Annotated in this window: 10 protein-coding genes and 1 pseudogene; 7 read left to right on the forward strand and 4 right to left on the reverse strand. The window is 38.6% G+C overall.

The genetic code is table 11. The annotated features are described in order from the left end of the window. The 3 genes and pseudogenes from HT688_RS08955 to HT688_RS08965 all read right to left on the reverse strand — a co-directional run. Positions 1-255 (reverse strand): annotated as a pseudogene (locus tag HT688_RS08955) (IS5/IS1182 family transposase); the annotation flags it as partial. Positions 256-604: 349 nt separating this feature from the next. Next, positions 605-1411, reverse strand: a complete 807-nt coding sequence (yidA, locus tag HT688_RS08960; protein ID WP_172923709.1) for a sugar-phosphatase — start codon at positions 1409-1411, stop codon at positions 605-607. A 12-nt stretch (positions 1412-1423) separates the two neighbouring features. Then, entirely contained in the window at positions 1424-2728 is a 1305-nt protein-coding gene (locus HT688_RS08965; RefSeq protein WP_050223622.1) for an HD domain-containing protein, read from the reverse strand. Positions 2729-2799: 71 nt separating this feature from the next. Here HT688_RS08965 and HT688_RS08970 point away from each other — a divergent pair, with 71 nt between their 5' ends. The 7 genes from HT688_RS08970 to HT688_RS09000 all read left to right on the forward strand — a co-directional run bounded on the left by HT688_RS08970 (position 2800) and on the right by HT688_RS09000 (position 11651). Continuing rightward, on the forward strand, positions 2800-3177 hold the full coding sequence (locus tag HT688_RS08970; protein ID WP_023934199.1) for a YwiB family protein: 378 nt from the start codon (positions 2800-2802) through the stop codon (positions 3175-3177). A gap of 90 nt (positions 3178-3267) precedes the next feature. Beyond that, the gene (locus HT688_RS08975; RefSeq protein ID WP_000402066.1) at positions 3268-3600 is read left to right on the forward strand and encodes a putative DNA-binding protein; all 333 of its coding nucleotides are present in this window, start codon (positions 3268-3270) and stop codon (positions 3598-3600) included. Between the two features lie 11 nt (positions 3601-3611). Beyond that, a complete protein-coding gene (ffh, locus tag HT688_RS08980; protein ID WP_000863644.1) occupies positions 3612-5183 on the forward strand; it encodes a signal recognition particle protein in 1572 nt (523 codons plus the stop codon). Positions 5184-5763: 580 nt separating this feature from the next. Further along, positions 5764-7479 (forward strand): DNA methyltransferase, encoded by a 1716-nt coding sequence (locus HT688_RS08985; protein WP_172923710.1) that lies wholly within the window; start codon positions 5764-5766, stop codon positions 7477-7479. A gap of 3 nt (positions 7480-7482) precedes the next feature. Then, a complete protein-coding gene (locus HT688_RS08990; RefSeq protein WP_000009498.1) occupies positions 7483-8124 on the forward strand; it encodes an SLATT domain-containing protein in 642 nt (213 codons plus the stop codon). Further along, on the forward strand, positions 8108-11185 hold the full coding sequence (locus tag HT688_RS08995; RefSeq protein ID WP_055356954.1) for a type III restriction-modification system endonuclease: 3078 nt from the start codon (positions 8108-8110) through the stop codon (positions 11183-11185). The genes HT688_RS08990 and HT688_RS08995 overlap by 17 nt, the downstream gene beginning before the upstream one ends. A gap of 13 nt (positions 11186-11198) precedes the next feature. Then, complete coding sequence (locus HT688_RS09000) at positions 11199-11651, forward strand: CFI-box extended C-terminal domain-containing protein (RefSeq protein WP_050223616.1); 453 nt, start codon at positions 11199-11201, stop codon at positions 11649-11651. Positions 11652-11717: 66 nt separating this feature from the next. Here the strand turns inward: HT688_RS09000 and HT688_RS11535 are convergent. Next, the coding region (locus tag HT688_RS11535; RefSeq protein ID WP_205402779.1) for a hypothetical protein at positions 11718-11923 on the reverse strand (206 nt) is incomplete at its 5' end.

Genomic DNA, 11923 nt, shown 5'->3' on the forward strand with positions numbered 1-11923 from the left:
CTCCGACGGATTAAGTTGCTTTCGTGAATACCAAGATCAGCCGCAATTTCTTCATAAGTTCGATATTCTCGCACATATTGAAGTCGCCATAAGAAGGTATTCTAGGCTTAGTTTAGGTTTTCGTCCCCCTTTTGCGTGTTTACCTTGATAATCTCTTTTTAATACAGCTAACATCTCTTCAAAAGTCGTGCACTGAACACCAACCAGGAGCTTAAATCGTGCATCAGTTAGTTGTTCACTTGCTTCATAATTCATAGAACTATTCTACCATATATTGTTTCGCAGGAAGTCTATTATCAAAAGGTGTTGATATATGGGCTGTTTCAAGATTACTAAGGCATAAAGATATACAACAAATTATTCAAACTTACGGACATACTCTAAAAGAGGGTTATTGATAAATAGTATAGGAAGAGCCTTAAAATAAGGTTTTTTCTATTTATCGATTCCAGCAGGGGGTATGTAATTAGATACTATAGTAGATTGAAACTAGAATAGTGTATCTGGACTTCTAAAACATTACTAGAAATTGATTTGTCCTATTCCTATTTCATTTTACTATAAAAACCGCTCAACTGAGCGGTTTTCGTCTATTCATACCCTCTTACAGTACCCATGTTCGGATGGCATGGGCAACACCGGATTCGTCATTTGTTTTAGTGATGTATTTGGCGATTTTTTTGATTTCTGGATTTCCATTTTCCATGACAACGGGGTTCCCAACGACTTCCAGCATGGCACGGTCATTTTCTTCGTCACCGATAGCCATGGTTTGATTTTTGGTCAATCCGAGTTTTTCAGCTAGGTGAGTGATGGCTGACCCCTTGTCTACATTCTTTTTAAGGAGTTCGAGGTAGAAAGGAGCAGACTTGTTGATAGAGTAGCGTTCGTAAAATTCTGCTGGTATCTTTTCAATTGCAGCATCGAGAACCTCAGGCTCATCGATGAACATACACTTGACGATTTCCTTGTCAGCCATTTCTTCAGGTGTGCGGTAGAAGATAGGCATGCTGACGAGGGTTGATTCGTGCACTGTGTATTTTCCGATATTGCGATTGGCAGTATAGATACCGTCTTTAGTAATAGCATGCATGTGGACACCGAGCTTACGACTGAGAAATTCCATATCCAGATAATCCTCATAAGTCAAGGATTCGCTGATAATCTCATGCCCTGTAGCAGTTTCTTGGACAAGGGCACCATTGAAGGTCACAACATAGTCACCCTCGTCTCTCAACTGCAAGTCGTCCAGAAGTTTGGCAACACCTGCGATAGGGCGGCCAGTTGCAATGACGACTTTGACACCAGCTTCTTTGGCATCTTGGATGGCAGAAAAGATTTCAGGAGTAATCTCCTTTTGACTGTTGACTAGGGTTCCGTCAATATCGACAGCGATTAGTTTAATACTCATAAAATTCCTCTTCTAGTTTTTATTTGGGGTAAAATGATCGTTCTCAATTAAGTGTAAAAATTGCTGGGTAATGCTAGCAAAGATGCTGTTTTGGTCCAACATTTCTTTTGGAAAATAAAAGCGATTATCTCCGTGGCGACTGCCAGCAAGGGATTGGACGATAGGAGACAGGCTAGAGAGTTCGGCCAGTTGACCATTTTTTTGTAAAATCTCAATCTGTGTCCGTGGATTTTCAGATTCGGGACGATAGATATCATAAGGGAGGTCAAAATTCTTATGAATGGCAGTGTAGTAGTCGGGATCAAAGCCGATATCCTCAACCAATTTTCTCATGCTAGCGAGTTGGTCTTGGTCTTCTTGTGAAAAAGTAATGGATTTAAAGACCTTGCGGTTGACAAAGCGTTGCGACAGGTCTGCAAGAATCTTGTCAGGACTGGTCATCCAGAGTTGGAAGTAGGTATTCATCACACCATCATCCAGAGCTAGATAGTCAGACAAGGTCACATTTTTTTCGAAGAAAGGCAGGAGGTGTGGAGAAGTTCGGGCAAAGAAATCCTTGTCCTCAGGATAGAGTTCCTTGGCGCGTTTGAGAAGATTCTGTAGGAGAACTTCCATGGCGCGTGTTGCGGGGTGGAAATAAACCTGCATGTACATCTGGTAGCGACTGAGGACGTAGTCTTCGATGGCGTGCATGCCATTGCGCTGAAAGGCGATACCATTTTCGACAGGACGAATGACTCGGAGGATGCGAGTCAGGTCAAATTCCCCATAGGATGCTCCTGTAAAATAGGAGTCGCGCAAGAGATAGTCCATGCGGTCTGCATCAATCTGGCTAGAAATGAGTTGTACGACCTGCTTGTTAGAATAGGTATGGTCGATGACACTGGCAACCTTTTCTGGGAAATCAGGCGCCACTTGTAGCAGGACTTGGTGAATCTCCGTTTCAGGACTTTGGATGATTTCCTGAGTAATGGCCTCATGATCTGTATCAAAGAGATGTTCAAAAGTATGGGAGTAGGCACCATGCCCAAGGTCATGTAGGAGGGCCGCGGTCATGGTCAAGAGAGACTCGGCAGGATTCCATTCTTCAGGATATTTTTCTTCAAAAATCTCCGTGATGCGACGAGCAATCTCATAGACTCCAAGACAATGGGAGAAGCGACTGTGTTCTCCACCGTGGAAGGTATAACTGGAAGTTCCCAGTTGCTTAATACGGCGCAAACGTTGAAATTCTTTTGTATTAATCAAGTCATAGATGATTTGATTATTGACATGGATGTAGTTGTGAACTGGGTCACGGAATACTTTTTCGTTCATATGACCATTATAGCAAAAAGCTAGAGTTTTTGGTAAAATAGTAGGACAAGAGACAAGAAAGAGGACCTGATGTGAAGATTCGGATGCGAAATACGATTCAGTTTGATGAGCAGTTGGAAGTGATTGACCAGCTTTATGACGTGGAAGTGCATAAAAAAGGAGATTATAGCTACCTGCTTTTCTATAATGAGGAAAAGGAAAAAGTAGTGATTAAATTTCATGGTCAAGAACTGGTGATGAGTCGTTTTTCCAATCCCAAGACCATTATGCGCTTTTTAAAGGATAGTGATAGTTTAGCCTATATTCCTACACCTATGGGCATGCAGGAGTTTATCATCCAAACGAGTCATTATCAAGTTGATAGACAAAAGATTGAACTAGATTATCAACTACAAAATCAAGAGGGACATCCCTTTGCTAGCTATCAATTGGAAATTACTTGGGGCTAGGCTCTTATTTTTTTCAAATTTACCTGGCTATCTTCTCGGATTGGCTTCCTAATGTGGTAGATTAGGCTAATTTTTGGTATAATAAAAGTTATGGAAATCGAAAAAACCAATCGTATGAATGCGCTCTTTGAATTTTATGCAGCGCTTTTGACAGATAAGCAAATGAATTATATAGAGCTCTATTACGCTGATGATTACAGCCTTGCTGAGATTGCCGAGGAGTTCGGTGTCAGTCGTCAGGCTGTCTATGACAATATCAAGCGAACAGAAAAGATTCTGGAAGATTATGAGATGAAATTGCACATGTACTCGGACTACATTGTCCGCAGTCAGATTTTTGATCAGATTTTGGAGCGCTATCCCAAGGATGACTTTCTGCAGGAGCAGATAGAAATTTTAACAAGCATTGATAATAGAGAATAAGAGGAAGAAAAATGGCATTTGAAAGTTTAACAGAACGTTTGCAGAACGTCTTTAAAAATCTACGTAAAAAAGGAAAAATCTCTGAATCTGATGTCCAAGAGGCAACCAAAGAAATTCGCTTGGCCTTGCTCGAGGCCGACGTTGCCTTGCCTGTTGTAAAGGATTTTATCAAGAAAGTTCGTGAGCGTGCAGTCGGCCATGAGGTCATTGATACACTTAATCCTGCGCAACAGATTATTAAAATCGTTGATGAGGAATTGACAACCGTTTTAGGTTCTGATACGGCAGAAATTATCAAATCACCTAAGATTCCTACAATCATCATGATGGTTGGTTTGCAGGGGGCTGGTAAGACAACTTTTGCTGGTAAATTGGCCAACAAACTCAAGAAGGAAGAAAATGCTCGTCCTTTGATGATTGCGGCGGATATTTATCGTCCAGCTGCTATTGACCAGCTGAAGACACTGGGTCAACAGATTGATGTGCCTGTCTTTGCTCTTGGTACAGAAGTACCAGCTGTTGAGATTGTTCGTCAAGGTTTGGAACAAGCTCAAACTAATCATAACGACTATGTCTTGATTGATACTGCGGGTCGTTTGCAGATTGATGAGCTCCTCATGAATGAGCTTCGTGATGTGAAAGTATTGGCTCAACCAAATGAAATCTTGCTTGTCGTTGATGCTATGATTGGTCAGGAAGCAGCCAATGTTGCGCATGAGTTTAATGCTCAGTTGGAAGTAACTGGGGTTATCCTTACCAAGATTGATGGCGATACTCGTGGTGGTGCGGCTCTATCTGTTCGTCACATCACTGGAAAACCAATCAAGTTCACTGGTACAGGTGAAAAAATTACAGATATCGAAACCTTCCACCCAGACCGCATGTCTAGCCGTATCCTTGGTATGGGGGATATGCTCACTCTGATTGAGAAAGCTTCTCAGGAATACGATGAGCAAAAAGCTCTTGAAATGGCTGAGAAGATGCGTGAGAATACCTTTGATTTCAATGATTTCATTGCTCAGTTGGATCAGGTGCAAAACATGGGCCCAATGGAAGACTTGCTCAAGATGATTCCAGGTATGGCCAACAATCCAGCCCTTCAAAACATGAAGGTGGATGAGCGTCAGATCGCGCGCAAACGTGCCATCGTGTCTTCCATGACACCTGAGGAACGTGAAAACCCAGATTTGTTAAATCCAAGCCGTCGTCGTCGTATCGCTGCAGGTTCTGGAAATACCTTTGTCGAAGTTAATAAATTCATCAAGGACTTTAACCAGGCTAAACAGCTCATGCAGGGTGTTATGTCTGGAGATATGAACAAGATGATGAAGCAAATGGGGATCAATCCAAACAATCTTCCTAAAAATATGCCAAATATGGGAGGAATGGATATGTCTGCCCTTGAAGGAATGATGGGACAAGGTGGTATGCCTGACTTGTCAGCTCTCGGAGGAGCAGGAATGCCAGATATGAGTCAGATGTTTGGTGGTGGACTCAAAGGTAAAATTGGTGAATTTGCTATGAAACAGTCCATGAAACGTATGGCTAACAAAATGAAGAAAGCGAAGAAGAAACGCAAGTAAGACGAAGGAAGGCCGCAGAGCTTTCCTTTTTTAGAAAAATAATAAAGGTCTATTTTGAATCTGTAAAGAATAAAAAATAATAATACTCAATGAAAATCAAATAGCAAACTAGGAAGCTAGCCGCAAGCTGCTCAAAACACTGTNNTATATACGGTAAGGCGACGTTGATGTGGTTTGAAGAGATTTTTGAAGAGTATAAATATAAAGAAAAATCAGAAATTGAGATTAGAGAACTCTTTTGATTTCAATCCTTATTTTTGATAAAATGAAGCTGTAATGTATTAAAAATGAAGCATTACAAAGATAGGATAAGCCAACTTAATTTTTTATAAAATTAAAATTACAAAAGCTTGACAAAGCTAAGAAAGGATACTACCATGAGCACAGCACAGCACAGCACACAGGTGAAAACTCTGGACTTGAGAAATTAACTCTCACTTCAAAAGATGTTTTTACAGATAATATTTCAAAAATTGGTCAACTTTTTCCTGAAGTTCTGACGGAAAAGAGGGATGAATACGGCAGATTACGTTCTGCGATTGACTTTGAGAAGCTTAAACAGTTTTTATCAGAGGAAATTGTGGATGGTCGAGAATCCTATGAGTTTACTTGGGTTGGAAAGCGTGAAGCTATTGCAGAAGCTGGGCGACCAACTACCAAAACCCTAAGACCAGATCTTGATGAAAGTGTTGACTTTGAAAACAGTGAAAATGTCTTTATTACTGGAGATAATTTAGAAGTCTTGAAAATCTTACAAGAATCCTATCTAGGAAAAATTGATATGATTTATATCGATCCACCCTATAATACAGGGAAAGACTTTGTATATTCTGATAAGTTCCAAAAAACAGACGAAGAGTTGAAGGAAGAGATGGAACTTTTGGATGAAGAAGGGCGCCAGGTCATTGGGCTCACAAAAAATGAAAAAAATTCGGCCCGTTATCACTCAGACTGGCTCAATATGATGTATCCACGCCTCCGCCTAGCTCGTAACCTCCTCAAAGATTCAGGTGTCATCTTTATCTCTATCGATGATAATGAACAAGCTAATCTGAAAGCTATCTGTGATGAGATATTTGGGGAGGAGAATTTTATAGCTAATGTAATTTGGGAACGTGCATATTCGCCTGTAAATTTGAAAAAGCACTTTTCAGAGAGTCATGACTATATTTTGGCGTATTCAAAAAATATAGAAATTTCAGTATGTAATGGATTACCTAGAAGTGATGAGGCTAATGATCGTTATTCAAATCCTGATAATGATCCAAGAGGAATATGGAAATCTGGAGATCTATCAGTTGGTCCAGCAATTCAAAATAATATTTACGAAATTGTGACACCAAGTGGACGTAAAGTTATGCCACCAAGTGGTTATAGTTGGAGATTGAATCGAGATAGATTTGAAGAATTTGTTTTGGATAAGCGCATTTGGTTTGGTCCGAATGGAGATAATGTACCATCGATAAAACGATTTTTATCAGAGACTAAACAGACGATAACTCCAATGACAATTTGGAAATATCAAGATGTTGGACATTCACAATCTGCTAGTCAAGATTTAAAGAGACTATTTGATGGAAATGCTTATTTTACATATCCAAAATCAGTACCATTATTAAAACGTGTTATACAGCTTTATAGTCAAGAAGAATCTATTATTTTTGACTTCTTTGGTGGTTCTGGTACTACGGCAGATGCAGTCATGCAACTGAATGCGGAAGATGGTGGAAATCGTAAGTTTATCCTGTGTACTTTGGATGAGGAAGTAGCTGATAAGTCTGCTGCTAAAGAAGCAGGTTATGAAACTATTGATCAGATTTCACGTGAACGGATACGTCGTGCTGCTGCAAAGATTCAGGAAGAGCATCCAGAGTTGGTTGGCAAACAAGACTTTGGATTTAAGGCCTACAAGTTAGCTTCTTCTAATTTCAAAGATGTTTCAGCTCGGCCAGATCAATTTATCCAAGGAGAACTTTTTGATAGTGTATCCAATATCAAGGAAGGACGTACTGGGCTTGACCTACTTTTCCAAGTTATGCTGACATGGGGAATGGAATTGTCATTAGCTATTGATTGGGAGAAAGTAGCAGGAGCAGAAGTTTATGATGTAGATCAAGGATCACTCATGGCTTGTTTTGAAGATGAAATCTCTGAAGAAGTTATCCGTCACATCGCTCAAGCACAACCACTCCGTACTGTTTTCCGTGATAGCTCATTTGCCAATTCAGCAGATAAGATTAACGTAAGTGAAATCTTCAAAGAATTGTCACCACATACGAAAGTGAAGGTGGTGTAGGCTATGAGTTTTAATAAAAACGTCAAAAATATCAAAAAGAAGAATAATAGCAAAAATAGCAATTTTGAGAAGCTTGATGAAATGATTCAAGATGAAATTAGAAAACTAAAAATAGTTAGACGAGCTCGTATTTTGGCTAGTGAACGACTTGAGGGATATGCTAGTAAGTGGGACATGTATTTACTTTTGATGGCTATTTTATCTAGTACCTTATTAGTTATTTCATTGATAGTTCCAAATGAAGGTTTGATAAAAAAAGTGGTTTCAGGATGTTTTTCTATGTATACAGTTATCATTCAATATTATGTGTCCACATTAAACTATAGAGAACGTGCTTTGAAATTCCATTATCACCATATAGAAATTAATAAACTTAAAGAATCACTTCAATGGTTATCTCTACAAGGTTATAATTTTAAAAAGAAGAATGCTAAATTTAAAGTTATAGTAGAAAAATATAATCTTATTCTTCAGCAACAAGAAAATTATAGTGAGTACGATTATCATAGAGCAAAGTGTAAAGAAATTAGACAGTTAGATTTTAGCATGGATAATATTTTCGTAAATATTCAACCGATTGTTATTATCTTATTTATTCTTAGTTACTTGTTCTTGGGAGGTATTTGCAATGAGATTACAATTTAAAAAACAACAATTCCAGTTGGATGCGGTTAGTGCCATTGCAGATTTATTTCAAGGGCAAGCCAAACATACTGGAGTTCAGTATATGGCGGATCTAGGTCGTCTCAAGTCAGATGAGGTAGATTTGGTTTTAGATGCTTATCGAAATGCACCGATTCAATTGAGTCAAGCAAGTATACGAGAAAATGTTCATACTATGCAAACTCGCTATGGTTTGCGTCCTTCTGATAAACTATCGATTGATATGATTGCTGGACGAGAAGCTTATAATTTTTCCATAGAGATGGAGACGGGAACAGGGAAGACCTACACTTATATCCGTACAATTATGGAGTTGAATAAACGCTATGGCTGGCTTAAATTTGTCATTGTCGTTCCAAGTGTAGCCATTCGTGAAGGAGTTCTCAAATCTCTACAGATCATGTCAAGCCACTTTCAGATGGAGTATGGCAAACAACCACGCTATTTTGTCTACGATTCTTCACGTTTAGGTGATTTGGATAGTTTTGCCAATTCGTCAGACCTTCAAATTATGGTCATCAACTCTCAAGCTTTTAATGCGAAAGGGAAAGATGCGCGACGGATTCATTCTGAGCAGGAAAGTTTCCGTTGGCGTCGTCCGATTGATGTATTGGCAGCTATGAATCCGATTATGATTATTGATGAGCCTCAATCTGTTGAAGGGAAACAGACAAAGGAAAGACTAAAAGATTTTAAGCCATTGTTTACGCTACGCTATTCGGCTACACACAAGGAAAAGCATGATATGGTTTATAGATTGGATGCCATGGATGCTTACAATCAAAAATTAGTGAAAAAGATTGCGGTTAAGGCTATTGAGCAAACTGGGACGACCGGGACACAAGGCTATCTTTATCTACAAGAAATCATTCCACAAAAAACAGGAGCACCCAAAGCAAAAATTGAGTTTGAAGTAAAAACGCAGTCAGGTGTCAAAAGGAAATTGAAGGTAGTGGAAGAACCCTTTGATTTATACGCTGAATCAGGGAATTTATCTGCTTATAAAGGAATGACCCTTAGTCACTTTGATGCAAGGGAGAACAAACTTCAAGTTGGCGTGACGCAAGAACTTCATGTTGGTGAAGTGATAGGGGAAGTGGATGAGTCGAGCATCAGAAGAATTCAAATCCGAGAAACTATAAAAAGTCATCTCGAAAAAGAAAGTAAACTGTACAATCGAAGAATTAAAGTATTATCCCTATTTTTCATCGATGAAGTGGCCAAGTATAAACAATATGATGAACATAATGATGCCTATAATGGTGAATACGCTCAGATTTTTGAAGAAGAATATCGAAATCAAGTAAACCAGTTTATCCGAACACAGGAACCAACTCCTTATCGTAGATATTTGGAGGCTAATCTTGAGGGAAATTCAGTTCATGCTGGTTACTTTTCGGTAGATAAAGTGAAGAAGTCAGATAAGACCATTTTCGTAGATTATAAATCTGCCAGTGAAAAGAAAAGTAATCTTTCAAATGACACCGATGCCTATGACTTGATTATGAAGGACAAGGAGCGTTTGTTGAGCTTTGAAGAGCCAGTTCGTTTCCTATTTTCTCACTCAGCTCTAAAAGAGGGATGGGATAATCCTAATGTCTTTCAAATCTGTACGCTGAAGCAATCTTCAGCAGAAACCCGTAAACGTCAAGAAATCGGTCGTGGTATGCGTTTGGCAGTTGACCAAAACGGAATTCGTCAGGATTTTGAACTCTTAGGAAATGATGTTCATGAAATCAATAAACTGACAGTAATTGCAAATGAAAGTTATGATCAATTTGCTCGAAGTCTACAAGAAGAAATCAAAGAACTCTTAGCAGATCGTCCTGCAAAAGTGGATGTTAGTCTTTTTGCGAATAAAGTTCTAACCAATCAAGAAGGACAAACAAGACGTATTACCAAGGAACAAGCAGATTCGATTCACTTTGATTTGATCCGACAAGGCTATATAGACCGTGAAGGGCAATTAACTACAGAATATTTTACTGCAAAAGAAAATCATCAGTTACAACTGTCTGAAACACTAGCAGGTTATGAGGATAAGCTGGTAGAGATATTGGAGAGCGTTTATCATGTTGGACAGTATGAAATTGAAAATGCCAATCATTCAGTCATTCAGTTCTCAAATGAGGTCAATCAAGAAAATATTGCTCGAAAAGAATTCTTAAATCTCTGGAAGCAAATCAATCGAAAGACCAGCTATCAAGTAGAATTTGATGATGCGGAATTGGTAAAACATTCGGTTGACTATATCAATGAGAAATTAGTCGTTAGCAAACCAAGTTTCCAAATAACTCAAGCAAGTGCAGCAGATATGAGTAAAGAAGAGGGACTGAACTTTACGGTAGCTGAAAATGATCGCCAACAAGAATATCTAACGGATTCGCAGATTATGACCAAATATGATTTGCTAGGGGAGATTGCTGAGCAGACTGGTTTAACTCGTAAATTGGTTGCGGAAATATTAAGTAAAATCTATGTCTACCAATTTGACAAGTTTAAACAAAATCCAGAAGAGTTTATTCTTAAGGTTTCAAAGCTTATTAATGAACAAAAAGCAAGTCAAATTATCAAGCATATTCAGTATAATGTGTTAAATGAAGAGTATGATATGGACTTGTTTTATGACAATCCTGAAACTGCTAACAGATCAGATGATCACTTACTTGAATCCAAAAAAGGGATTTACAATTTTGTAAAAGTTGATTCAAATACGGAGAAGACGTTTAAAGAATCTTTGGAACAATACGAGGATGTTCGTGTTTATGTGAAGTTACCAGGGAAGTTCAGTATTGCGACTCCACTTGGAAACTATAACCCTGACTGGGCAATCGCCTTCCGTGAAGGTAGTGTCAAGCATATCTATTTTGTTGCAGAAACAAAAGGCTCTATGTCTAGTCTTCAATTAAAACAAGCTGAGCAAGCAAAAATTTCCTGTGCGCGTGCTCATTTTAAAGCGTTAGCTCAAGCTGGATTGATTAATGATCAGCACATCTATGATGTGGTTTCAAGTTATGAGGAATTATTAAATATTGTAAGATAGGGAGGTAAAAGAAATGGAATTTATTGTATATCGTAAGGGAAGAGAAGTAGCTGTTTTTCAACGTAGGAGTGATGCAGAGAGATATGTGCACTCTAGAACTGGATTTTTTGGTGAACCAGATGCTTACTATCAGATTGAACAAAGAGGTTGTTATTTGACAGAAGCAGCTGTAACTTACAAGGGATTGGCAGATGACTGTGATGAATTGATGACTTTGCGAAAATTCAGGGATTCTTATCTAGCTTTTAAAGATGGTGGTCAGGAGGAAATTGAATCCTACTATAAGATGGCTCCTCAGATTGTTGCCAAGTTAGAAGAACATTCAAATCGTGAGGAAATACTAGAGTCTATCTGGTCAGGACTTGTCTTACCTTGTGTTTCCTTGATTAAAATAGGAGAGAATCAAACTTGCCATCAATTGTATAAAACATATACACTAGAATTGTCTCAAAAAGTGGTCCAATAAAACGAGTAGAGTATAGGAAAAGAGTTCGGGTCCTCGCTAACTTGTATAGTGAAGAGACCCCCTATTCTATTTAGATCCCCAATACCAAAACAAACGTGTCAAACTAATCACTAATAGAACATACTTGGAAGATTTTGAATGGAATGATGAAGATACAAAGGAAGCCAATTTCTCTAGCTGGCTTGATGAAATGGTAGGATTGTAAGGGGGGATTTTTACCCCTTGGGTTTTAAGAGTATATATAATTAAGATAAACGTAACCGCCCAATAAC

It is taken from the genome of Streptococcus sp. 1559, from assembly GCF_013276735.1.
In the GTDB taxonomy this organism is placed as follows: domain Bacteria; phylum Bacillota; class Bacilli; order Lactobacillales; family Streptococcaceae; genus Streptococcus; species Streptococcus pseudopneumoniae.